21 protein-coding genes are annotated in these 23988 nt (G+C 51.8%); 12 read left to right on the top strand and 9 right to left on the bottom strand.

Annotation, left to right across the window (positions count from 1 at the left end; genetic code table 11):
• Nucleotides 1-74: 74 nt before the first annotated feature.
• Genes AAGJ81_03305 through AAGJ81_03290 form a run of 4 tightly spaced genes read right to left on the bottom strand, consistent with a single transcriptional unit; the run spans nucleotide 75 to nucleotide 4319 of the window.
• On the bottom strand, nucleotides 75-1172 hold the full coding sequence (locus AAGJ81_03305) for an efflux RND transporter periplasmic adaptor subunit (protein ID MEM0965166.1): 1098 nt from the start codon (nucleotides 1170-1172) through the stop codon (nucleotides 75-77).
• Nucleotides 1169-2785, bottom strand: coding sequence for a TolC family protein (locus AAGJ81_03300; GenBank protein ID MEM0965165.1), 1617 nt, complete (start codon nucleotides 2783-2785; stop codon nucleotides 1169-1171). The genes AAGJ81_03305 and AAGJ81_03300 overlap by 4 nt, the downstream gene beginning before the upstream one ends.
• A gap of 42 nt (nucleotides 2786-2827) precedes the next feature.
• Nucleotides 2828-3532 (bottom strand): ribonuclease III, encoded by a 705-nt coding sequence (gene rnc, locus AAGJ81_03295; protein ID MEM0965164.1) that lies wholly within the window; start codon nucleotides 3530-3532, stop codon nucleotides 2828-2830.
• Nucleotides 3525-4319 (bottom strand): ParA family protein, encoded by a 795-nt coding sequence (locus AAGJ81_03290; GenBank protein MEM0965163.1) that lies wholly within the window; start codon nucleotides 4317-4319, stop codon nucleotides 3525-3527. Before AAGJ81_03290 ends, rnc begins: the two co-directional genes overlap by 8 nt.
• Nucleotides 4320-4369: 50 nt before the next feature.
• On the opposite strand from AAGJ81_03290, the gene AAGJ81_03285 reads away from it, so the two are divergent.
• Nucleotides 4370-5185 (top strand): hypothetical protein, encoded by an 816-nt coding sequence (locus AAGJ81_03285; GenBank protein MEM0965162.1) that lies wholly within the window; start codon nucleotides 4370-4372, stop codon nucleotides 5183-5185.
• A gap of 108 nt (nucleotides 5186-5293) precedes the next feature.
• Nucleotides 5294-5782, top strand: coding sequence for a hypothetical protein (locus tag AAGJ81_03280; protein ID MEM0965161.1), 489 nt, complete (start codon nucleotides 5294-5296; stop codon nucleotides 5780-5782).
• A gap of 64 nt (nucleotides 5783-5846) precedes the next feature.
• On the opposite strand, the gene AAGJ81_03275 is transcribed toward AAGJ81_03280, so the two are convergent.
• The 3 genes from AAGJ81_03275 to AAGJ81_03265 are packed head-to-tail and all read right to left on the bottom strand — an operon-like array spanning nucleotide 5847 to nucleotide 9416.
• On the bottom strand, nucleotides 5847-6608 hold the full coding sequence (locus tag AAGJ81_03275) for a succinate dehydrogenase/fumarate reductase iron-sulfur subunit (GenBank protein ID MEM0965160.1): 762 nt from the start codon (nucleotides 6606-6608) through the stop codon (nucleotides 5847-5849).
• A 20-nt stretch (nucleotides 6609-6628) separates the two neighbouring features.
• On the bottom strand, nucleotides 6629-8608 hold the full coding sequence (locus AAGJ81_03270) for a fumarate reductase/succinate dehydrogenase flavoprotein subunit (GenBank protein MEM0965159.1): 1980 nt from the start codon (nucleotides 8606-8608) through the stop codon (nucleotides 6629-6631).
• A gap of 22 nt (nucleotides 8609-8630) precedes the next feature.
• A complete protein-coding gene (locus tag AAGJ81_03265) occupies nucleotides 8631-9416 on the bottom strand; it encodes a succinate dehydrogenase cytochrome b subunit (GenBank protein MEM0965158.1) in 786 nt (261 codons plus the stop codon).
• Nucleotides 9417-10227: 811 nt separating this feature from the next.
• Between AAGJ81_03265 and ilvE the strand changes: the two genes are divergently transcribed.
• The 4 genes from ilvE (at nucleotide 10228) to AAGJ81_03245 (ending at nucleotide 15409) form a co-directional block, all read left to right on the top strand.
• Entirely contained in the window at nucleotides 10228-11094 is an 867-nt protein-coding gene (gene ilvE, locus AAGJ81_03260) for a branched-chain-amino-acid transaminase (protein MEM0965157.1), read from the top strand.
• Between the two features lie 181 nt (nucleotides 11095-11275).
• The gene (locus AAGJ81_03255; protein MEM0965156.1) at nucleotides 11276-11788 is read left to right on the top strand and encodes a UvrB/UvrC motif-containing protein; all 513 of its coding nucleotides are present in this window, start codon (nucleotides 11276-11278) and stop codon (nucleotides 11786-11788) included.
• A complete protein-coding gene (locus AAGJ81_03250; protein MEM0965155.1) occupies nucleotides 11772-12860 on the top strand; it encodes a protein arginine kinase in 1089 nt (362 codons plus the stop codon). The genes AAGJ81_03255 and AAGJ81_03250 overlap by 17 nt, the downstream gene beginning before the upstream one ends.
• A 62-nt stretch (nucleotides 12861-12922) precedes the next feature.
• Nucleotides 12923-15409, top strand: coding sequence for an ATP-dependent Clp protease ATP-binding subunit (locus tag AAGJ81_03245; GenBank protein ID MEM0965154.1), 2487 nt, complete (start codon nucleotides 12923-12925; stop codon nucleotides 15407-15409).
• 16 nt (nucleotides 15410-15425) lie between these two features.
• On the opposite strand, the gene AAGJ81_03240 is transcribed toward AAGJ81_03245, so the two are convergent.
• On the bottom strand, nucleotides 15426-16199 hold the full coding sequence (locus AAGJ81_03240; protein ID MEM0965153.1) for a class I SAM-dependent methyltransferase: 774 nt from the start codon (nucleotides 16197-16199) through the stop codon (nucleotides 15426-15428).
• 37 nt (nucleotides 16200-16236) lie between these two features.
• Here AAGJ81_03240 and AAGJ81_03235 point away from each other — a divergent pair, with 37 nt between their 5' ends.
• The 3 genes from AAGJ81_03235 to glgA are packed head-to-tail and all read left to right on the top strand — an operon-like array spanning nucleotide 16237 to nucleotide 19000.
• The gene (locus AAGJ81_03235) at nucleotides 16237-16491 is read left to right on the top strand and encodes a hypothetical protein (GenBank protein ID MEM0965152.1); all 255 of its coding nucleotides are present in this window, start codon (nucleotides 16237-16239) and stop codon (nucleotides 16489-16491) included.
• Complete coding sequence (locus AAGJ81_03230; GenBank protein MEM0965151.1) at nucleotides 16488-17540, top strand: exosortase/archaeosortase family protein; 1053 nt, start codon at nucleotides 16488-16490, stop codon at nucleotides 17538-17540. Before AAGJ81_03235 ends, AAGJ81_03230 begins: the two co-directional genes overlap by 4 nt.
• Nucleotides 17541-17542: 2 nt before the next feature.
• A complete protein-coding gene (gene glgA, locus AAGJ81_03225) occupies nucleotides 17543-19000 on the top strand; it encodes a glycogen synthase GlgA (GenBank protein MEM0965150.1) in 1458 nt (485 codons plus the stop codon).
• A gap of 158 nt (nucleotides 19001-19158) precedes the next feature.
• Here glgA and AAGJ81_03220 read toward each other — a convergent pair whose 3' ends face one another.
• On the bottom strand, nucleotides 19159-20358 hold the full coding sequence (locus AAGJ81_03220) for a porin (GenBank protein MEM0965149.1): 1200 nt from the start codon (nucleotides 20356-20358) through the stop codon (nucleotides 19159-19161).
• A 227-nt stretch (nucleotides 20359-20585) separates the two neighbouring features.
• Here AAGJ81_03220 and AAGJ81_03215 point away from each other — a divergent pair, with 227 nt between their 5' ends.
• From AAGJ81_03215 to AAGJ81_03205, 3 genes are all read left to right on the top strand, one after another.
• A complete protein-coding gene (locus AAGJ81_03215; protein MEM0965148.1) occupies nucleotides 20586-21818 on the top strand; it encodes a serine protease in 1233 nt (410 codons plus the stop codon).
• A 184-nt stretch (nucleotides 21819-22002) separates the two neighbouring features.
• Nucleotides 22003-22647: a hypothetical protein gene (locus tag AAGJ81_03210; GenBank protein MEM0965147.1), complete on the top strand. Its 645-nt coding sequence runs from the start codon at nucleotides 22003-22005 to the stop codon at nucleotides 22645-22647.
• Nucleotides 22644-23981, top strand: a complete 1338-nt coding sequence (locus AAGJ81_03205) for an AarF/ABC1/UbiB kinase family protein (GenBank protein MEM0965146.1) — start codon at nucleotides 22644-22646, stop codon at nucleotides 23979-23981. Before AAGJ81_03210 ends, AAGJ81_03205 begins: the two co-directional genes overlap by 4 nt.
• Nucleotides 23982-23988 lie beyond the last annotated feature (7 nt).

Genomic DNA, 23988 nt, shown 5'->3' with positions numbered 1-23988 from the left:
TCTTGGAGTCAGGGTCTCGAAAGAACTATCGCTGGTCGGTCAAGAATGTGTGGAGGATGCTTAATCTTCCGCCATTAGCGAATAGGTCGCGTCATTCTTTCGATTCCTGGAGGTCGTGTGAGAGAAACCTCATCACCCAAACTCGCACCCTCTAAAATTTGGACGAACTCGGTATCACTAAGACCGGTTGTCACCTCTCTCATTTCGTATTCACCGTTTTCCATCAGGACCACCAGTGTCTGTTTGCCGCGAATATTAAAGACCGCGGAAATCAACACCGCTGGAACATCCGTGACCTCGGCAAGAGGAAAAAATAGGTTTGCTGTTATCCCTGACCGCAGCCTCGAATCATCGGCAGGAAACGTTACCTCAATCGGGAAAACCCTCACACTGTTGTCGGCTCTTCCGAAGCGCGAGATTTCAGTGATGTCTCCTTCGATGGTGAGATCAGGGATTGAATCGAAACTAATCAAGACTTCGGTTTTCTCCGATATACGCATCACGTCTACCTCGTTTACTGAAGATCGAACGATAAGTTCGCTGAGATCGTTCACGTTCATGAGAAGTGTGCCTTGGTTTACGGAGGTGGCTCCTACAATTACCTGGCCTTCATTTACGTCGAGGTTCGAGATGACTCCCGCCTGAGGAGCGAGAATGGTGGCCTTGTCGAGATTGTCTCGTGCTGTTTCTACCCTCGTCTCGCGTACCTCGAGATCGAGCTGCGCTAGCGCAAACTCTGTTTCGGCGTCCTCGAGTTCGCTCTCCCGGGCGAATTCCTGCTGACTAAGTTTCTGAAGGCGAAGAAAGTTCCGCTCAGCCTGCTCCAGACGCAGCTGAAATGACTGAAGATTTCGCTCCGCTTCGGTCAGTTCATTTTGCAGGGTGATTCTGTCCAATTCGATCAGAGGTTGGCCGCGCTCGACCTCGTCACCCTCTTCTACAAAGATGCTTTCGATTCGGCCACTGATCTCGGATCGAACCTCGGTCGAAACCTTTGGCTCAACGATTCCGGTGGCTTCGATATTCTCACGGATCGTTCGTGATACCACGGCAAAGGTCGCTCGACCGCTTTCGGCTGTAGCAGACTGAGAACTCTCGTAAGCACTCCAGAAGTACCATCCACCAGTTCCCAATAGTCCGAGAAGAATAACAACAATTAGGATCTTCTTCATTGATCTGAGGGATTTGTTTCTGGTGGGGTAGGTGGATCGGAAGGTGATTCTCCCTCGCCTATGGATCGGCCAACAAGGGCTTCCGCATCGAAGCCCGCCTTTTCAAAAATTGATCCGTCTAGCTCCGATAGACGAGTGCGTGCCAGAGTCGTTTCAAGAATGGCGTCTACCTCCCTCAATCGGGCATCATCGAGCAATCGTGCTGCTTCGAGGACGTCACTGATGTCGGCAAGACCTCGTTCGCGCCGAGCCTCCTCCGCCTCGACCACTTCTACCCGTAGTCGAACTGTCGCCCGCGCTGACTCCAGCTGTGCCAGCCCATTTTCATTCTGCCGCCATGCGGCACGAACTTCCTGCCGGACTCGCGCCTCCGCCTCTTCTACCTGGACCTCGGTCTGGCGCAGACGAAGAACGGATTGACGCTTTCTCGCTTTCTGCTCTGCGAATCCCCAAGGGAAACTCAGTTCGAGCCCCGCCCGCCAGCGGTAGCCGTCTCCGTCAATCGCCTGACGATAAGATTCACTCAACTCATCTTCCCTTCCCAAGTAATCCCCACCAAGGACTAAATCGAGGTCAGGCCGTGTCGTGTTGTTTGCGAGAAGTATATCGAAATAGCGTTGGTCAATCTCCTGTTCAAGCGATCGGCGTCCTGGGTCAAAAACGAGTGCGTCTCTCATGACTTTGGCGAACGAATCGGCTTCTTCAGCGGGAGGAGGCAGAGGGATAGTGCGAAACGGGGCTGAAGATCTAAGATCTTCTCCCAAGAGAAAGCGGAGCTCGTCTTTCCGATCGGATAGGTTTTTCTCCGACTGGAGCTTTGCCTCCTGTCGAGTCGCCAATTCGGCCTGAGCCTGAAGCACATCGGAGCGGGTTGCCAGGCCGAGCGAAAGTTCCTCTTCCGTTCTGCGGAGGAGAAGTTCGGCGAGACGGATACTCGATTCCCGTAGCTCGAGTCGGCGATTCGCGGCAGCTACCTGCCAATACGATGCGACGATTTGCTCGAAGAGACTGGCTAGTTCTCCCTCGTAAACGATCTGACTCTCCAAGAACCCCGACTTTGCGCTCCGCAACGAGGCAAGATTCACTTCTGTTCCAAAATCCCTCAATAACGGTTGCCGCACCTCGACTCCAAACTCCGAAGTGTAGTCCGGGTTGAGAAGGGCGTTTGCGGAGTTTGTCTCCCTGCGGTTTAGATCACTTCCTGCCGATACTTCAGTCCCCGGGCTAAATCGTTTGGAAATGGACGCCCCAGCATCCAGATTCTCATCTTGTGGCTGGGCAGCTCCCTCGAGTGTGCTAGCGGCCTGCGCAGACTTGGACTCTCTCCAAGAGACCGAAGCGCTGAGCTGGGGGTCAAATGTGGCTTCTGCAATCGAGGTGTTTTCCAGCTCTATGAGAGGGTTTAGAACTTGTACCCGGATCCCAAAGTTAGACTCCACGCCAATGCGAATGGCTTCCCGAAGAATCAGAAGCGGAATTTCCTCATCTTCTATCTCTCTTCCTGTCTGTTCATCTGCACCGGAGGAGAGGAGGACTCCAAAAAGGCTAGGGAGAGAAAGGAAAACAAGAAAGCGCACAGGGGTTAGACTGTGAACGAAGAGTTCAGCACGCAAAGAGTTTTTTAACGATAAAGCCTCGTTGAATGGGATAAAGACTCATACAGGATCTTGGCTCTTGAGGTAGAGGAGTCCCTCGACCGCAGCCTCGGTCTCTGCGGCTTTTTTTGATAGGCCTTTCCCCGAGCCGATGATCCGATCTCCAAGAGAAACCGAGGCAGTAAAGACCCTTTCGTGTGGCGGACCCTCCGCAGACTGGATCTCGTAGACAGGCCGCTGTTCATCTCCTTTTGCTTGGATCAATTCCTGCAACGCTCCCTTAGGATTCTCCTCCTCTTCGATGAGCATATCCCGATCAAAGCCGGATGTGGGAAAAATCTTTGTGATCACGGGGATAACCGCGTCGAATCCACCATCCAGAAAGATCGCCCCGATCAGTGCTTCAATGGCATCTTCAATAGCTGCCTCATTCTGCTGCACACGGGAATTTTTCGCGGACCTGCTGACAAGAAGGTACTCCGAAAGGCCGATCGATTGGGCTATCGCAGCCAGCGAGCTGCCACATACGAGGCTCGCTCTCATTCTCGTTAAGTCTCCCTCGTCAGCTTCAGGATTCTCTTCGAATAAGTGCTGGCTGACTACTAGTTGAAGAACTGCATCGCCAAGGAACTCCAAGCGTTGGTTGGAAGGACCTTGTTTTGGATCAACAACTGCTAGGGAGGGGTGCGTAAGAGCCTGACGAAGAAGCTCCTGATCCTTGAATTGATAGCCGATGCGACACTGGAGATCTCCAGCGTCACCCATTGGTTGACGGGTTCAGACCAAACCGGGAGGCGATCTCAGCAGCCAGTTTATCGTAGGCAACAGCCCCCGAGCTTGTGTTTTCGTATTCAAAAATGGTTTGTCCGAAACTGGGTGCCTCGGTCAGCCGAATGTTGCGCGGGATGATCGCTGAGAACACCTCGTTTCCAAAGTGATCCCTTACCTCGGATACGACCTGCTGCGACAGTTTTGTCCGAATGTCGAACATAGTCATGAGAATACCAGCCAGTTCGAGATTTGGGTTTACACCACCTTCTCGTATTTGTTTGAGAAGATTCAGGATTTCTCCCAAGCCCTCCATGGCAAGATACTCGCACTGTAGCGCGACGATCAAGTAGTCTGCTGCTGCTAAAGCATTGAGCGAGAGAACGGTCGAAGAAGGTGGGCAATCAAGAATGATAGCCTGAAACCCGTACTGCTCGCGGAGAGGATTGAGTAGGTTCCTCAGTCGCTGAAGGTAGTCATCCGTTGATGGAAGCTCAACTTCTGTAGCAACGAGGTCCCGCTCCGATCGGACCAGAAACAAGTGTTCGCGACCGGTTTCGACGATTTTATCTGAAAGACTGCCTTGGCCCATTAGGGGTCCATAGGCACTGGTGCCTTCCTCTTTTTCCAGCCCGAGACCGCTGGTCGCGTTGGCTTGCGGATCAAGATCAATCAGAAGGGTGTTGAGGCCTTTGGCAGCTAAACCTGCGGACAAATTGACCGCCGACGTTGTTTTACCGACACCGCCTTTTTGGTTTGCGATTGCGAATACGGGGCTCTCCATAAAGAATTCGAGTTTTTCGATCCGGTTCAGGTAAGCAAGAAAAAGGAAAGGTGGTTAAACGTTTTTCGTTGCGGCTTAATTCCTTTTCGGTTCTTCTGTTTGAGGAAGAGATGAAAGCAGGACGAATCATCCTTGTTAGCTCGGCATTAGCTATAGGGGCTCTCGTTTCGGCAGAGCCATTTCAGGATCTTACCTCACTCGATGGGACAGTGATTCGAGCCCAAATTCTGGCGGTTTCGGATTACGGCGTAACGATTCAGGTCGAGAATGGACGCCTTTTCGAAGATGTGCCTTTTTCACGATTCTCAAAGGAAACAATGCGTCTGATTGAGGATTGGAAGGAAAATGAGCGGTTGAGCGTGGATCAGGCGGAAATCAACAGTGGCTCGAAGCTCAAGATTAAGGTCCAAAGAGGTCGTGATGACGAAATGAATCGGTATGGCGATATCGACGACCGTGTCGTTGAGGTTCAGTCCACGGTTATCATTGAGAATGACGATATTGAGAAGACTTACACTGATGTGGATGGCACGTTCGTTCTAATCGCTCAGGGGGTAGCAATTGATGAGGGAAAGTATGCGGTTATCCTGCGGCAGGACTTTAAGGTGTCGATTTCTCCAAAAGATGAGGCCAGATGGACTTCTAAGAAGGTAAATTTTATCTATGATCCAGACTACGGTGGGATCGAGTATGAGGGTTATTTGGTTGTTTTAAGGGATCGGTCTGGCCGGATCGTTCTTGCGCGAAGTTCCCGTTCCCCTTGGGAGAAGGATCCTGGGCCATTGTTGGAGGCAAAAGTAAAACAGGGGTATGATAGAGACTTTACTCAAAAAACACGCTTCGCTGTAAAGTACGGCCGGAGGTAAAAATGAGAGTGCTCCCCCAGGGCAAAAATACTTGATAAAGCGGATTAAACCAGGGAATTGGGACGCCTGGGATTTGCGTTTGGGAAGACAGTTCTTAGGGTTGGTCAAATGGCAGACGGAAACAAGACGCTTATCTCGGTCCTTCGGGTAACTGCAAACCGGATCGCGGATGGCACCCAGTATAGCTGGACCCATCAGGGCCGTTGCAACTGCGGCCAGCTGGTTCAGACGGTAACTGGCTTAGGTGCAGCCGAGATACACCAGCGGGCTCTTCAGAAACCGGGGGAATGGTCGGAACACGCTAAGGATTATTGTCCGGTGAGTAGCCATCCTCTCGACCAAGTGATCCACGTTCTTCGGGAGATCGGGTTCAGCGCAAAAGATCTTGGTCATCTTGAATATCTCAGCGATCCATTCGTTTTGGCCGAGGTTCGTTTGCGGACTGGTCAAAGGTCTCTCAATCACAAAGACAGAGAAGACGTCGTGTTTTACTTTCAGGTCTGGGCAGATCTTTTGGAGGAGAAGCTGGATAGCCAACGATCCAAAGACGGAACTGAAGAGGTTTCGACGCAGAAGCCTGAGTTGGTTTTAGCGTAGGTTTTGTTTGCTCGTGTGCTTGCTCGAAGCAGCGACACACCGAGCTGCATGGGTTCAGGGCTGTCTAACTGGCCTTGTGGAAAATCTCTTTCACTGAGGCAATAGCGTAGTCGCGATTCATTTTTGCGATTACGTCCAGCTTGATTTCTTTTGGACATGCTTCTTGGCACTCCCCGTAGTTCGTGCAATTTCCAAACCCAGCATCGTCCATCGAATTGACGACTGCCATGACCCGGCGGTCTTTTTCCGCCTTGCCTTGAGGAAGGGAGTTGAGATGGGTGACCTTCGCACCGGCAAAGAGCATTGCTGATCCATTCGGACAGGCTGCGACGCAAGCACCGCAACCAATACAAGCGGCCGCGTCCATAGACTTGTCAGACACCCGCTTGGGAACCGGAATCTCATTGGCATCCGGAGCACTTCCAGTCCGTGCTGTAATGAAGCCTCCCGAGCCGACAATGTTATCAAACGCACTTCGATCGACAACCAGGTCTTTTTGAACAGGGAAAGCCTTCGCCCGCCAGGGCTCGATTGTAATGCTGTCCCCATCGTTGAAGTGACGCATGTGGAGTTGGCAAGCAGTTGTCGCTTTCTGCGGTCCATGGGCCTGGCCGTTAATCATCAGCGAGCACATTCCACAGATGCCTTCCCGGCAATCGTGGTCAAAGGCAACCGGAACCTCACCGCTATCGACAATCTGTTCGTTGAGGATGTCCAACATTTCGAGGAAAGAGGAATCCTCGGAAACGTCGTCAAGATCGTAGCCGACAAAGCCACCTTCATCGTCTGCGTTTTTTTGCCTCCAGATTCGGAGGTGGAGCTTCATACCTGTCTTATCCATTGGAACTACACATAGCTGCGGGTTACAAATTTCACCTCTTCGTATTCGAGTGCTTCTTTGTGCAGTGAGGGCTCTACTCCATCCCCGTTGAATTCCCACACTCCTACGAAGGCAAAGTCATCGTCATCGCGTTTCGCTTCTCCTGCAGAGAGGTAGCCGGACTGAACGATTTCGTCCTGCTCGGTGTACTGGTGCTCTACGCGGAAATGCCCTCCACAGGACTCTTCCCGCATCAATGCATCCCGGCACATCAGCTCTCCAAAGTCGATGAAGTCAGCGACCCGGCCTGCTCTCTCAAGTTCTTGATTGATTTCATTGGGTTCTCCGACGACCCGCACGTTTTCCCAGAACTCTTTGCGGAGCTCTTGGACTTGCCGGATGGCCTTTTCGAGGCCCTCTTTGCTGCGGGCCATTCCGCACTCGGACCAGATAATGTCTCCTAGTCTTTTGTGAAAACTCCGGGGGCTCTCAGTTCCCTGGATCGACATCAACTTGTCGATGCGAGCACGAACTTCAGCTTCGGTTTGATCGAACTCAGGAGCGTCGATAGTGACTTTTCCGGCTGCCGCGAGGCCCTGTCTGCCGAGGTAGTCCCCCACTGTGTATGGAAGAACGAAATACCCGTCTGCGAGGCCCTGCATTAAGGCGGAGGCGCCCAGTCGATTGGCTCCGTGGTCAGAAAAGTTCGCTTCCCCAGCCACAAAAAGCCCTGGGAGGTTGCTCTCCAAGTTGTAGTCAACCCACAGCCCCCCCATGGTGTAGTGGACTGCAGGATAGATCATCATTGGCGTCGTGTAAGGGTCGTCGCCGGTGATGCACTGGTACATGTCAAACAGGTTGCCGTACCGTTCTGAGATCGTTTTCTTGCCGAAACGCTCGATCGCGTCCCGGAAGTCTAAAAATACCCCTAAACCGGTGGAGGCGATTCCTCGACCGTCATCACAAGCTTCTTTTGCTGCCCGGGAAGAGATGTCGCGTGGAGCAAGGTTTCCAAAAGAGGGGTACTTCCTTTCGAGGTAATAGTCACGATCCTCTTCTGGAACCTCCCCTGGATGAAGTTCTCCTTCGCGAATTTTCTTTGCCGTTTCTCTGTCTTTAGGAGCCCAGACACGCCCGTCGTTTCGGAGCGATTCCGACATCAATGTGAGTTTGGACTGCTGGTCACCGTGCACTGGGATGCAAGTCGGATGGATTTGGGTGTAGCAAGGATTCGCGAAACCCGCACCTCGACGGTAGGCTCGAAAGGCTGCGGTTACATTACAGCCTTGCGCATTGGTCGAGAGGAAAAACACGTTTCCGTATCCGCCGGTGCACAGGACGACACAGTCTCCTGCGAAGCGATCTATTTTTCCGTTTACAAGATTGCGGGTGATGATCCCTTTGGCGTGTCCGTCTACCATGACAACGTCGAGCATTTCGTGACGGTTATACATCTTGACCTGTCCGAGACCGATCTGGCGGCTCAGCTGATGGTAGGCTCCGATGAGAAGTTGCTGGCCCGTCTGCCCTCTTGCGTAAAAAGTGCGGCTCACCTGGGCACCACCGAAGGATCGGTTTGCAAGGAGACCTCCGTATTCTCTGGCGAAAGGAACTCCTTGGGCGACGCACTGGTCAATGATGTTGCCGGACACTTCGGCCAGGCGGTAGACGTTTGCCTCTCTCGAGCGGAAGTCGCCTCCCTTGATCGTATCGTAGAACAGACGATAGACACTATCCCCGTCGTTTTGATAATTTTTTGCTGCATTGATGCCCCCTTGAGCGGCGATACTGTGCGCTCGCCGGGGACTGTCCTGGTAGCAAAAGCAGCTGACGTTGTAACCCATCTCTGCCATCGAGGCCGCAGCAGACGCTCCAGCCAGGCCAGACCCTACAATGATGACATGATACTTCCGCCGGTTTGCGGGATTAACCAGCTTGATCTTTGTTTTGTGACTGGTCCACTTCTCGGCCAGAGGTCCTTCCGGTATGTTTGCGTTGAGATCCATGGATGTTGGTGAAATGTCAGAGTTAGTGAGAAGATGTCGGATAGGAGACGTAGATTGGTTCTGTACCATTCCAAGCCTCCGTGGCGGAACGTACCTCGGAGCCGTAGACGATGTCAGGACCGCCATACCACGATATAAGAGAACTAATCGGGATCGCAACAAAGCCTGCAAAAACGATCAGCCCGAATGCGACAGCAATCTGGTTGAGGCGGGTCCTCCAAATCTCGTTTCTCAGGCCAAGCGTTTGAAACATGCTCGAGACACCGTGGCTCAAGTGCCAGCAGAGAAGAGCCATTGCCACCACATAGAAGCAAGCCACCCATACATTGGAGAACCCAAAGATAAGCATCGCGTAAACATCCTGAGTGTCCTTCCCGTCGAGATCAAACCGGAGGTTTTTGTAAGCCGGATCTATGTTTTGGACTGTGAAGTGTAACAGATGAAATATGATGAATGCCAAGACAACGACACCTGAGTATTTCATCGTTCGGGCTGCAAACGAGGCCTTCATGTATCTCTGACGTTCATAGGTCTCGGGGCGGGCTCGCCGGTTTTCGATTACCAGAAGGACCGCTGATCCGATGTGAAGAAGTACGGCAGCCAGAAGAACAAATCTGACCACCAGCAAAAACTCCCACGGAAGGACTTTGTGGAGGAAATAAGCGTATTTGTTGATCGCTTCCGGAGGACCGAAAACCTGGAGGTTGCCCAGCATGTGTCCGAACACGAAACCCACGAGAATGAGTCCAGTGAGCGCCATCACGAATTTCTTCGCGAGCGAGGAGGTCAGAAACGCTGGTATAGACATGACGGAAAACGTTGTAGAACAACAGTGTTAGGAGAGATCTGTATAAAGACTTAAATAAACTGCAAAGTGATCTAGCTGTTAATTTTTTTCTTCGAATTTTGAGTAAAATAAGGGCCTCTTAAATGAGACTTGATCTCACGCTAGAAGCGGCTTGGGGGCTGGTTGAGAGGCGCTCTTGAATGAGACGTAATCTCAACGGCTAAAAAAGGATCGTAGGAGCTATTTTGAAAGACTTTCAGGAGGATTCTTGGATGTCTATGGACGAAATAGATCCCAAATTTGGGCCTATCTGGCTAGGCCATTGAGGGTCATTAGACTATAAGATTTACTTCTTCTGTGTAGGATTTTCGTGAAGAATGATTCAACAAAAGCATCCGTTCCTCCTAATTTGTGCCACGGGGGATGAGTGGAGAGATGCGATTCTTCGTTATTGGTTTTTCCCTACAGGCTTCCCGTGCACCGTTCGGAAAGCTCTAACCGTCGACCACTTATTAAATCGCGCCTTATAAAAATCATGATCGCAAAGATCGAAATCGGTATCGCTATCGAATGCTCTCGAAACCCGATTTCGATCCCGGTATCGAATCCCAGGTGTGTTCTACTCCATTAGCGGGCTAACAACTTTGGTGTTCGACCGCATGGACCCATTCTTCATCTCTCTTGATCACCCAGGAGTGATGGACTCGGATTGATCGTTGGAGTTTCGGTACGAGTCGTTGGCATTTCCATTTTATTTTGGGAATCTCCTACCATTACTCGTTGAGTGATTTCGCATCGACATGAACAAAATGGTCCCTCATACCGCTGGCAGATGAAGATTTATTTGAACGGCGACTTCGTTGAGAAAGAAGACGCAAAGGTTTCGGTCTTTGACCATGGCTTTCTCTACGGAGATGGTGTTTTTGAGGGGATTCGGCTCTACCAAGGCAATGTATTCAAACTCGAAGAGCACTTGGTTCGCCTCGAGCAGTCCGCTAAGGCTTTGTTACTCGAAGTGCCGGTTTCGCGGAGTGAACTGAGTGAGTTGGTTTGCGAGTGTTGCCGGATCAATGGCCTTACAGATGGTTACATCCGGTTGATCGTAACGAGGGGAGTTGGGTCGCTTGGGCTCTCTCCCAATGGATGTGGTCCTTCGGGATTGGTGATTATTGCCGATAGCATCGAGTTGTTTCCCGCTAAGTATTACGAAGAAGGTCTGAAAATTATCACGGTTCCCACTCGTCGTTCCAGTGGCGCAGGCCTTCCACCGATGATCAAGTCCCTCAACTACCTGAACAATATTCTCGCGAAGATTGAAGCGCAGTCGATGGGCTACCTGGAAGCCTTGATGCTCAACGAGCAGGGTTATGTTGCCGAGTGCAGCGGGGATAACCTATTTCTTTTTCAGAGCGATGTTCTGGTGACCCCTCATACGGCTGCTGGTAGCCTGCGGGGAATTACACGCGATGTCGTTTTGGAAATTGCTGCTGACCTCGGATACAAGATCGAAAAGAAGAATTTGACACGATACGATGTCTGGGTGGCGGACGAGTGTTTCGTGTCGGGGACGGCGGCGGAAATTGTCCCGGTTGTTGAGGTGGATTCGCGGGTGATTGGGACTGGCGAACCAGGCGATTTGACGATGAAGCTGCTGGCCGCTTTCCACGAGCGTGTTCTTGGAGACGGCACCCGCATTTGACCCGTTTACAAGTGGCACTATCTTGCGGGCGTGGAAAAAAAAGGTCAGTCGTTCGCTCAAAAAAACGGAGAGGGAAACCGGACAAACGGTTTCTGGGCTCTACCGTTACGCTCTGCTCGTTAGACGAAAGGCTCCAGAAACGGATAGTTGAAGAGAACCACGAACGTGTAGATTTTTAGAGATGGCAAAGGCAAAAAAGTGTATCCACTGCGAGAAGACCGCTACCATTCACCTTACCCAAATTGTAGGGGGAGAGATCAAGAAGGTGGACCTCTGTGAGGACTGCCAGTTCAAGGATAGCATGGCCGCGGATTTCGACTTGGAACCGTTTGCTAAACTTGCCGAGGAAGTATCTGCGGCAACCCCGGTTGAGCTGGGAGGCGAACACGTGTGCCCACAGTGCGGCTGCGACGACGAGCAATTTCACAAAGCGGGTCGTTTTGGATGCCCGGAGTGTTATGATGCGTTTGAAGAAGTGGTGCCTGATATTCTCCGAAAGATCCAAGCAGGGCTCGTTCACTCTGGCAAGGCACCGGCTAATGGGGAAAAGGATCTTGTTTCGGGGCGTTTGAAGACGGAGGCTCGAAAAGAGCTTGAGTCCGCTGTGCGAGAAGAACGGTTTGAAGATGCAGCGGTTCATCGGGATCGACTGAGACGATTGGAGAGAGGAGAATTAGATGAAGCTGAAGATTGATTCATTGATACAAACGGACGCCGAGTTAACGAGGCAGCCAACGTCTTCAGATCCGATCATTTTGATGACAAGGATTCGGCTGGCGCGTAATTTGGCTGGTTTTTCTTTTCCCAACCACTCCGATCCCGAGGCCCGGGAACAGGTCTTTGAGATTTGTAGTGAAGCGATCCCGAGGGCTGATGGAATGGAGTCGCCGTTTCTTCTGCGGATGGGCGACCTGTCTGAGATGGAGAAAAAGATTCTCGTGGAGCGCCATCTGGTAAGCCGCGAGCTGATTGATTCGGATTCGGGAGCAGGGGTTGTAATCAACAAGGATCAATCTTGCTCGGTCATGATCAATGAGGAAGACCATTTGCGAGTTCAGTCCATGCTCGCGGGTTTTCATCTCGATAAGGTCTGGACGCTCATCAATTCCCTGGATGACTCTTTGGAAGAGCGCCTTGACTACGCCTTTTCGGACAAGCTGGGATTTTTGACTGCATGTCCGTCTAATGTGGGAACGGGGCTGCGGGCTTCAGTGATGATGCATCTACCTGGGCTGGTGATTACGAAAAACATGGAGAAAGTGATCCGTGCGGTGAACCAGATCGGCTTGGTCGTTCGCGGTTGGTTGGGAGAAGGCTCTGACGCTTCGGGAAGCGTGTTTCAGATCTCTAACCAACAAACGCTTGGCGAAGCGGAAGAGACTATTCTCAAACGCTTGCGAAACGTTTTGAAAACGGTGCGTGTCCAGGAAGAGAATGCGAGGATCCGCCTCCTCCAGACCGATAGAAACCGCATTCTTGACAGGATTGGCAGGGCGTACGGAATTCTTCGGAACGGGCATCTTTTAAGCTCCGGTGAAGGTATGAGTCTTTTGTCCCTCATTCGTCTTGGAACTGACTTTGGAATGTTTCCGGAGGAGACTCGTTTCTCAGTCGACCGTCTTTTCATTGAGACACAACCAGCTCATGTCCAATACCTTGCGGAGTCAGAACTGGGGTCTGGAGCCAGAGATTCGCTTCGCGCTTCTTCAGTGAGAAACGTATTTGCAGAGGTCCCGGAACCAGACTTTGATGCGGCGTCATCCTGACCTCATGAGACAAAGAATTCTAATCTTTTGACTCACACGAAACTAGACATAAGAAGATACTCATGGAGCCAATGAATAATTTCACTCCTCGAGCGCAGCAGGTTTTGGCTTTGGCGCGGAAGGAAGCAGATCGTTTTCACCACACCTATGTGGGGACGGAACATCTTTTGCTTGGGCTGATCAATTTGGGACAGGGTGTTGCGGTGAACGTTCTGCAGAAGCTCGGTTTGAGTCTAGACACGGTCCGCAGTGCGGTGGAGAAGCAAGTGGGGACAGGTCCTGAGACGAAACCGACCGGCAACATTCCGTATACCCCGAGGGTAAAGCAGGTTCTAGCCCTTGCGAACAAAGAGGCAAAGGCTCTCAACCACAGTTACGTTGGAACCGAGCACATTTTGCTTGGACTGCTGCGAGAAGGGGACGGAGTCGCCGCGCGGGTTCTCAGATCACTCGACGTGGATATTGAGCGCTGCCGGAATGAGATTCTGATCGAATTGGACCCCAACTTTAGTGACAACCCAGAGGCTGGAGGCGAACCGGCAGGTGTCGGAAGCAACCCGCAGGAAGACCGCAAGGAGGTAAAAACCCCAGCGCTGAAGTCTTTTGGACGAGACCTGACCGAGATGGCGAAAAAAGGAGAGCTCGACCCCGTCATAGGTCGGGAAAAGGAAATCCGACGGGTCATTCAGATTCTGTGCCGCAGGACGAAAAACAATCCGGTTTTGATTGGTGAAGCCGGTGTTGGGAAGACCGCGATTGTAGAGGGCTTGGCACAGGAGATCTCCTCAGGCGTAGTACCCGAGATCATCCTCGATAAGAAGGTGATCACCCTCGATCTTGCTCTGATGGTAGCCGGGACAAAATACCGCGGCCAGTTTGAAGAACGGATCAAGGCAGTGATGGACGAGATCCGGAAATGCGGTAACATCATTCTGTTTATTGACGAGCTCCACACAATAGTCGGCGCCGGTGCCGCTGAAGGGGCTATGGATGCATCGAACATCTTTAAGCCAGCACTGAGCCGTGGAGAGCTTCAGTGCATTGGTGCAACCACCCTTGCCGAGTACCGGAAACACATCGAGAAAGACAGTGCCCTTGATCGGCGCTTTCAGTCGGTAAAGGTCGACCCACCTTCGCTTGAGGATTCCATCGAGATTCTGAAGGGGATCCGGGTCAAGTACGAGGAGCACCATAAGGTCGAGTTCACAGATGAGGCGATCGAAACAGCGACCAAGCTTTCAGACCGATACATCACTGGACGGTTTCTGCCAGACAAGGCAATCGACGTGATTGACGAGTCCGGGGCGAGGGCACGGATCAACTCATTGAAAAGACCTCCGGAAATCGAAGAATTCTCAGACCGGATCGAAGGAGTGTGCACCCGGAAGGAAGAGGCCATTAGTGCACAAAACTTTGAGGACGCAGCTCGTTTTCGCGATGAAGAAAAGCGCCTCCGCAAGGAACGTGAGGAGAAGCTTGAAGAGTGGAAAAAGAGCCGGGAGGAGCAGCAGATTACCGTTGGAGAGGATGACATCCTTCACGTCGTTTCGGATTGGACGGGGATCCCTCTCACTCGGATGGAGGAGAAGGACAGTGCGAAACTTCTTCATTTGGAGAAAGACCTACAGGAGCAGGTGATCGGTCAGGACCCTGCCACCGTTGCGATCTCGCGGGCGTTGAGACGTTCTCGTGCAGACCTTAAGGATCCTCGCCGCCCAATAGGCTCGTTTATGTTCCTCGGGCCGACGGGTGTGGGAAAGACTCACCTCGCTAAGACTCTTGCGGAATCCATGTTTGGAAGCTCGGATGCGATCATCCAAGTGGATATGTCGGAATATATGGAGAAGTTCTCTGTTTCACGGTTGATCGGGTCTCCTCCGGGTTACGTCGGTTATGAAGAAGGAGGGCAGCTTACCGAGGCGATCCGCCGTCGTCCCTATTCAGTGATTCTACTAGACGAAATCGAAAAAGCGCACCCGGATGTGGTCCAGCTTCTGTTGCAGGTCTTGGAAGAGGGTCGACTCACAGATAGCCTTGGCCGAAAGGTCGACTTCAGAAACACGATTTTGATTATGACCTCAAACGTGGGTGCGGAGATTCTCCAGAAGAACTCTTCAATGGGTTTTGGTTCGGAGGACACAACTGCAGACTTCGAAAAGGCACGCGACCGGATTCTTGATGAAACGAAACGGTTGTTTAAGCCCGAGTTTTTGAACCGTTTGAATGAGCTGATCATCTTTCAGCCTTTGGATCGAGCGCACATGAGGGCGATCGTAGATCTAGAGCTCGGAGCGGTATCGAAGCGGTTGGCTGACCGGGGGATTACCTTTGAGCTCTCTGACGCAGCGAAAGACTTCCTACTCGAGGAGGGCTACGATGAGAAATACGGGGCCCGACCGCTTCGGCGTGCAATCGAGCGCCATATTGAGGACGGCCTCGCTGAGTCTATTCTCGCTGGCTCGATCAAAACCGGAGAACCGATCCAGATCGATGTGGATCCCGACGAGAAGGAGCTTACTTTCCGTCAGGAGACGTCGTCTTCGGTGTAAGCGGTAAGCAAAGAATTTAGGAAGACCGCTTCTTTCCTGCTCCAATCACAAAGCTGCACTGGGTCACCCAGGCTTTTGGGTCGGAGAAATGTGCCATGGCAGCGTCGAAGACCTCTTCGGACAAAAACCCTGTTGATAGAAGTTGGGATTTCAGCTCGGTGTAGGTCTGAATCCAGAACTTGGAGAGATCGGAGCCGCCCTGAAAGGTTTTGGTGTCTCCATTGACGGAAATATCGACCAATCCCTGCTCGCTCAACCACGGACCTAACCGACGCCCGATTTTGTAGTCGACGCTTCGATTCTCAGACCATTCGAGAAACCCAGTCCAGAACGATTGGACCGCCGAATTTAGCGTAGTGTGGACTGGATAAAAGTCCGGTTCTTCGAGGACGAGCCATCCGCCCGGATTCAGGGCTTCTGCCATCCGCGAGATGATATCGTAGCGCATCGGAAGGTGATGAAGGCAATTCCTAGTCACGATCAGGTCGTAACCCTCTCCGAGGAAATCAGTCTGCAGGTCAAGCTGGCGCACCTTGAGATTCCCTCCAGCGAGTTCATTGATGAATTTGGTGTCGAGATCAGAGACCGTGACCTCGCCTTTCGGCCCAACCTGCTCGGAAAGCCATTGTGAGACGGTTCCAATGCCGGCCCCGGCTTCAAGACATTTCCATCCGGGCTTTACGCCGATCTCTCCCAGTCGAAAGAAGAGGTTCGTATCGAGCATGGAAGCAAACATTTCCAGCCTTTCCCGCTCTCCCGGTAATGAGTGAGGAATGATGTAGCGAACCATAATCTTCAGTAGACGAGTCGATACTCTTGGTCATTCAATGGCTAGCTTTTTGTTTTGTCGCGTTTGGGAAGGGCGTAGTCCCGATTCATCGGGACAAGCCGCGATGGTTGAACCAGAAACGGGGATTTGTTTTCGAGTCGCCCGGCTTGTCCCGCGTCCGCGGGACTACGCCCTACCCAGAGGTTTCTTTTTAAAGCCCGACTTTAATATCGATAACGAAAATCCGACTGGTTCCGGTCTTGTCTTCGACGCGATTTGTCAGGATTTTGATCGTTTACGGTTTTTCCAATGAAAGCTTTAAATACTCCTGATCGTTCTCTATCGCTGCTTCCGCTTTATCTGCGCAGCACGGGGGTTCTTTTGATCGCGATGGCAGTCTACCTGGTTTTTGACCAGTTCAAATGGTGGGCCGATCGGGAAGACTACAGTTTTGGGTTCATTGTTCCTTTTTTCGTTGGTTACGTGGTGTATGAAAGGTGGCCGAGGATCCGCGCTTTTCTCCTTAAACGGGAGTGGAATGGTGAGGTTTGTTCTCCAGTTCCAAGCAAAGAAGCACCGATATCGGTCATTTTGGTTTTCTTGGCGTGGTGCACTGCTTTTGCAGGGCTGGGTCTATTTTTTCTCGGTGGATTCCTTCAGGCGATTGCAAATAATCCTCTGGTCCCCGGAGGACAAGCTCTCGCCTATGGTTTTGCCGCGACCTGTCTTTCAATCGCTTTTGTCGGAGCAGGTTGGCTGAACCGCGAGCCGGGAACGACAGTCTCGGCCAAGCAGCGTTTCCTTTTTGCCGGCCTCTTCGTATTCCCTGCCTTGATATGGGCACTCTCGATCCCCATGTTTGATTTTGCGGAACGCCGGGTGAGCCTTTTCCTTTTGAATAAGGTGACAATTATAGTGTTCAACACCTTCGATATACTCGGCATTCCATTAGAACGTCAGGGAAATGTGCTGATACTCGAAAAAGGGCGGGTTGGTGTAGAAGAAGCCTGTTCCGGTATTCGTTCTTTGATGGCGTGCTTGTTTGCAGGGTCGTTCCTCGCTGCGGTCTTTCTGAATAAGTGGTGGAAGAAAATTCTGTTGGTCGCCTGTGCGATGTTGTTCGCGTTCATCATGAACATTTTCCGCAGCCTCTTTCTCACTACTTGGGCACATTTGTACGGTTCCGACGCGATTGCAGGAACGGTCCATGATGTGACAGGCTATGCAGTTCTAGGCTTTACCTGTGTCGGTCTCTTGATCCTTCTTCCGCTTTTCAACCTGAGGTTGAACCTCGAAACGTTTACGGAAGATGATCCTGACGATGGAAAGGATCCCACTTCCTCGGAGCAGCCTAAAACGTAAGCATGAGAATCCTAATGATCTCTCCGGAGGTCAGCCCTTTTATTAAAGAGGGTGGTCTGGCTGACGTTGTGGGTGCACTTCCAAAGGCGTTGGCCGCTTTGGGTCACGATGTAAGGGTCGTTTGTCCTCGCCATGGAGGCCTATCGGTAGAGTCAAGTTGGAACAGGAGGGATGGGATACTCTTTGTTCCGAGTGGCTTCGAAACCCACTATGCAGCAGTTTGGGAGACCTTTCTGGATGATCGGGGGCAAGTGCCGCTCTACTTCATCGAGTACGAGCAGTTCTTTGCGAGGGGAGAAGTTTACCACGGTCCCTGGGGTGCTCATGAGGATAACGGCGAGAGGTTCGCGTTCTTCGCAAGGGCCTCGTTGGAGATTTGTTCGTTTCTCGGGTGGATCCCGGACGTGGTGCATTGCCACGATTGGACTACCTGCCTCGTCCCGGTTTATCTCAACACACTTTATCGGGGGATTCCGTTGGCAAGGACTGCCTCCGTATTGACGATACATAGCCTTGAGCACCAAGGCCATTTTCCTTACTCGGTGTTTCCCTACACTGGGCTCCCTGAGTCTGTATTTAGGGAGGATGGGCTCGAATCCTATGGTGGGATGAACTGGATGAAAGGTGGGCTTTATCACGCGACCAAAATCACGACGGTAAGTCCGACTTATGCGGAGGAAATCCGATCACCCGAAGGAGGATTTGGACTGGATTCCGTCCTCCGGTTTAAGGGAGGTGATTTAATCGGTGTCCTCAATGGGATAGATACCGAAGTTTGGAACCCTGAGGTGGACCCATTTCTCAAAGATCACTACTTTTCTTTTGAAGATCTTACTGGCAAACGCCGTTTGAAAGCGTTGCTCCAAAGGCGATTGGGACTCGAGCTCAGGGACGACATCCCTTTGTTCGGCGTGGTCTCCCGCCTGTTCCATCAAAAAGGTCTTGATCTCTTGGCCTCTGTAGTGGAGCGGATGGTCGATCAAGGAAGAATGCAACTGGCGATCCTAGGTTCGGGAGAAGCATGGGAGGAACGCTGTTTTCAGGAAGCAGCCTCACGCCACCCGGGTCTGATCTCTGCAACGATTGGATTCGATGAGGCACTTGCTCACGAAATCATCGCTGGGAGCGATTTCTTTATCATGCCAAGCCGATTTGAGCCCTGCGGACTTGGGCAGCAGTATGCGATGCGATATGGAACGATACCAGTCGTTCGAAGGACTGGAGGCCTTGCGGATACGGTAGTTCCCTATCGAACGGATGGAGCGACCGGCTTTCTCTTCGACGATCCCCATCCTCGACCGTTGCTCGAAAAGATTCTGGAAGCTACCACTCTTTGGAAACACGCCCCTGAGGAAATTAAAACCCTGCAGGAGAATGGGATGAAGCGGGATGCTTCGTGGGCAAGCTCTGCCAAAGACTACGAAAACGTCTATCAGTGGGCAGTTGAAGCAAAGAAGTAATCCTGAATTCGGGATAACAATGGGTTGGGTCGAAGTGCCCTGGAAACGGACTCAGAGCCATCGCAACGTGCTTTGTTCGATCTTTTTAAGAAAAAGGCGGACCGGCTTTCACCGGCCCGCCGTGGGTTTATCCAACTGATCGGCAGAATTGAATCTCTTTAGAAGCGCATCCGCAGCGCACCGTAAACGGTAATCGCTTCGACAGCGGTCACGTCGTCAGTGTTGGTGAGTTCTGCCCACTCAACACCGCCCATAAGCTTCAAGTTGTTTCCGGCAATATAATAATTCGCACCAAGGTATACAGCCTGCCACTCATTCCCTTCGTCAGCGTCTACATCGCTCTGGTCGTCAATCGCAGCCCGTCCAATGTAGCGCGACTGAACGCCGATGGCGTTGCCCTCGTCGGACTCAAGATAGTTGTACTGTGCAACCAGCTGTAACTTTTCGGTCACGTAGAACCAAGGCATGACAACGAATCCGAATACGTCATTGTCGTCCTCAGTGAGAGTTCCCCAAAGGTAGTTACCCATCAAACCGAAAGGACCAACCTCAATTTCAGCACCGATTGAGTAAGCTTGCTCAAACTGATAAGCCTCTTCGCTGTCGTTGTCTTGGTTCTGGACGGTTTCGAAGAAGATTCCGCCTTCCATATCGTCAGGAAGATAGTCACCGGCATCAAATCCTGCGCGTAGGATGTAAAGGAAGTGAGAGTCATTGTCCGAATCTAGAGCGTTTTCGTTCTCGTTTTCCCCGTTGAAGATTCCGACGTTCAGCCCAACCGGGCCGGCATCTCCCTCTGCCCAGATCCCCACATTCTTATCGACTGCGAAAAAGTTCGCCGGGTAAGAACGTTCAACCGTGAGGATATCTGTCGACGAAGTTGACTCTTCCATACCGATTGCTGGTTTTGTCTTTCCAACGCCAATATCGATTCCTTCAAGGCCGGTATAGACCAGTTCAGCGGTATCGAGATCCGCTCCTTCCGGAAGGACGTTTGCGCGAATGTCGAACGACAAGTTTTGGAAGAGTGCACCTTGGGTGCCGATACGGAGGCGGCGGATCTCAAAAGTGCTGTAGTCGTTTGTGGGCGCGCCTTCGATATCAGAATCGGGTGAGACGTAGCCAAATTGCCACTGAGCGCGTCCGCGGATGGCCAACTTTTTCACATCCGAGCGTTTGGGAGTTACATAAACGGCATCTTTGTCGGATGAACCTTTCATGCTTTCCGCCTGAGCTTCGGTAATGAACCCGTTGGAGACCAACACATCGAGAAGCTGCTCGTCCGCAAATGCACTTGAGGAAGCTCCTAATAACGCACCTGCGGTTAGAATACCGAGGATCTTCGTTTTGTTTTTCATGTTCTGGGTTTATTTGTTTTGTTTCGCTTGCCGAGATTTGGGCTAGCTGAGCGGATCGAAGCGGTCGAAATCCGAACGGGCAATCCTCAATCAAATGTGTGTCTTAAATGTCACAAAATGGAGGAAATGCTGTGAAAAACAGGTTTTGGCCGAAAGAATACTCTCTCTTGGGCAAGTAGTTTTCCTTCAGTCTTGCGGCGGAGGGAATCCTACCTAGTCTTTCGAGCGTGACGGAACAACTGAGGTTTATCGGAAGCCTGAAACACTGGCTCGTACCCCTTGTGTTTGTCCTCACCTCTTATTCCTACTCACTTGGCGAGGAGGGTGTCTTTCAAGAGTGGACATCAATTGACGGCCGTGTCCTTGAGGGTCGTATCGTTTTTCGAGATGGCGACAGCGTTCGAATAGAAAGGAAAGACGGGCGTGAGTTTTTGATTCCTTTGGACCGTTTCATCGAGGAAGACCGCGAACGGATGCGGCTGTGGGTACCGCCTGAAATTATGGTTCCAGAGCCAGACAATGCTGTGCTCGTCTTAGAGACACCCACTGGGCGCGGAAGTGGGTTTCTGGTGCAGGAAATGGGTCGAGTCTGGGTCTACACCAACCAGCATGTGATTGGTGATGCCGTAAATTTGAATGCTTTCGATATCAATGGGGAACAAGTACCGCTGGGTGATCTGGAGCTCGCGGTCGACCGTGATTTGGCTCGGTTTGTGACGACTGTAGAACGCGGTCTAAAATTAGCGGAGAGCGGTAAAACGGGTGACGCGATCCGGGTTTTTGGAAACAGCCAGGGGACGGGAGTAATCACACGGGACGATGGTGAAATTCTGGGAATTTCTCCGCTGACGATCGAGGTCTCGTCAGAGATCGTTTCTGGAAACTCCGGAGGGCCGGTCTTGAATGAAGAAGGCGAGGCCATTGGGGTGTCCGCTTTCGTCAAGTTTGGAGAGTACTCCTCTGATGCCACCATGGAAGACACCCGTTACGAAAAGCCTCGCCGCTTTGCGCTTCGCCTTGATCGGGAGATCGACTTCCGCAAGGTATCCCGCGACGAATTCGTGGAAACTTACAAGGTGTTCAATAATTCAACCGCAGTGTTTGACGAGGGTGTCGCACTCACAAGTCAGATTCTCGGGGACCCGTTCACTCGGGTAATGGTGGGGACGATTGATTCGAAAGAGCTCGCAGAAGTGGCTGAGGATCACAATAAGGACGTAGCAAAGTTCTCGGCCCTCAATTACTCGGGAATGCCTTACAGAAGCAAAATGAAGAGAGTATCTGGACGTCTCGTTGATACACTGGAAGATGCTCTGGGGGTTTGTGAGGAGTCGTTGAAAACGGCGCAGTTCCTCTTTCGTGACGAACGGTTTGGTTGGATGAGTTCGGAACTGGATCGGCGGCAAGAGCTTCTGGATCGGTTGAAGGAGGTAGTGGTGGAAGTAGAGGATTCCTTCTAGCGAAGGAGCCCACATTTGGTGGGCGAAGAGATCGCGAACGTTCAACTTGAAACTTCCAACGCTGAACTTTGAACAATCTCTTTTCTTAACTTTGGAGGTTTCGAGTTGGGAGGTAAGGTTCGCTATCTTTGGACCCAAACCCACCCCAACATTTGAGTAATTGGGTTTTTGGTTCTTTGGTTCAATGATGAGCGAGGAAAATGTCAGTCCGGTTGAGGGGTGGATCGAGGCCTATCGTATCCACGTTCTTGAAGAAGGGGAACCGCCAGCTTCGGTCTACGCTTTTTGTTCAAAAATTGGCATCGAAGAGTCGGAGTTTTTTAAGGAGTTCTCTTCGCTTGAGGCGCTCGAGTCCGAAATTTGGGCAGAGCGGATCCGATTTGTGCGTGATACTTTGAACGGTGACAAGGATTATGCTGACTACTCACCTCACCAAAAGTCCCTCGCTTTCTTCTACACTTTTTTGGAGGCGATTATGGGACAGAGGTCTTGGTATCTGGCGCGGTTTCCAAGGGAGTATCCCTCGCGGGATCCGCTTTTTCTACAGGGATTTCGGAGATCCTTCATGGAGTGGGCGAATGAGGTCGCGCAGGAGAATCGTGACGGTGCGATTGCGAAGCGGATTAACGCAAAAACGATCGTAGCAAATCTCCTTTACGCGCACTTTCGCTCGATCATTAAGTTTGCCCTTGAGGACAAGTCGAAAGGTTTTGAGCGAACGGATGCCTATGTCGAAAAGTCCACGAGGCTTTTCTTTGAGCTCGCCGATGCCAATCTGGCAGAGTCCGCAGTTGATCTTTTCCGCTTTCTTTCAGGCCGCCAGTCATGAAGGAACAGACTTCGATTCCGAAAGGCAAGGTAGGGCGAGCTGCCGCTTTGATTGGAACCGGTGCTAAGATTGGCGGCAACTATGCCAAGTACCATGCCAAGAAACTCGTTACTGGAAAGGACGATCGTGAGGGTCTCCATCGAGCAAACGCGAGCGATACTTACGGAACCCTTAGCAGGCTTAAGGGCGGGCCGCTAAAGATTGCCCAAATGCTCAGTATTGATACGGCTCTTCTTCCGTCCGAGTATGCGACTGAGTTTTCCAAGGCACACTACCAGGCTCCTCCGCTCTCTTACCCTTTAGTGAAGAGGACCTTTGTCCGCGAGTTCGGAAAAGATCCGCTCGACTTGTTTGATGAATTCAGCCAAGCCGCAGTCAGTGGTGCGTCGATCGGTCAGGTCCACAAGGCGAGGTTAGACGGGAAGGAGTTCGCGGTGAAAGTGCAGTACCCCGGCGTTGCCGAAAGCCTTCGCAATGATTTGCGACTCATCCGGCCTTTCGCGATGAAGATCTTTGATTTATCAGCAAGGGAAATTGACCCTTACCTCCAGGAGGTGGAAGCACGGTTGGTTGAGGAGACCGACTACGACCTGGAGTTGAATCGAGCACTTGAGCTCATTGAGAAAACGAGGGACGAAGTTCCAGTGCGTTTCCCCGGCTATCACCGGAGACTCTCTGGTGCCCGGGTTCTCACCATGGATTGGGTCGACGGGGTTCCACTCGACCAGTTCTCAAGGACCTGCGAGGATGGTGGTCTCCGTGACCGGATTGGCCAGGCTTTGTGGGATTTTTATCACTTCCAGATTCACGAGCTGAAAGCCTTTCATGCGGATCCCCATCCGGGGAATTTCTTGGTTCATGGCGACGACCTCTGGGTCTTGGATTTCGGGTGCGTCAAAGAGATTCCGGCAGACTTCCACAACGCGTATTTTCGGCTTCTCGAGCCGGGGATTGCCGGTCGAACTGACGAGATGGCGGCGGCACTTCTTCGACTGGAGTTGATACTCGATTCCGATTCGGAAAAAGACCGGGAGATTTTGCTGAGAATGTTTGGAGAGTCTGTGGAGCTTCTGTCCCGGCCCTTTGCGCAAGGAACTTTCGACTTTAGCGATCCGGGTTACATGGAAGAGATTCGCGAGTTTGGGGAGAGGACTGGAAATGATCCGGATATTAAGCGGCTCGGTTCCGGCAGAGGATCGACTCACGGTCTCTATGTGAATCGAGCTTATTTTGGGCTATACTCTTTGATGGGATTGCTCGGAGCAAAGATCCAGACCGGACTACCGGAATTGGGAGACGAGGCGTCTTCGGATTTAATGGTTGCCGTGGGGTAGGGCGTAG

Source organism: Verrucomicrobiota bacterium, assembly GCA_038744685.1.
Lineage (GTDB): Bacteria > Verrucomicrobiota > Verrucomicrobiia > Opitutales > Puniceicoccaceae > Puniceicoccus.
This window is presented reverse-complemented; position numbering and strand designations above follow the sequence as displayed.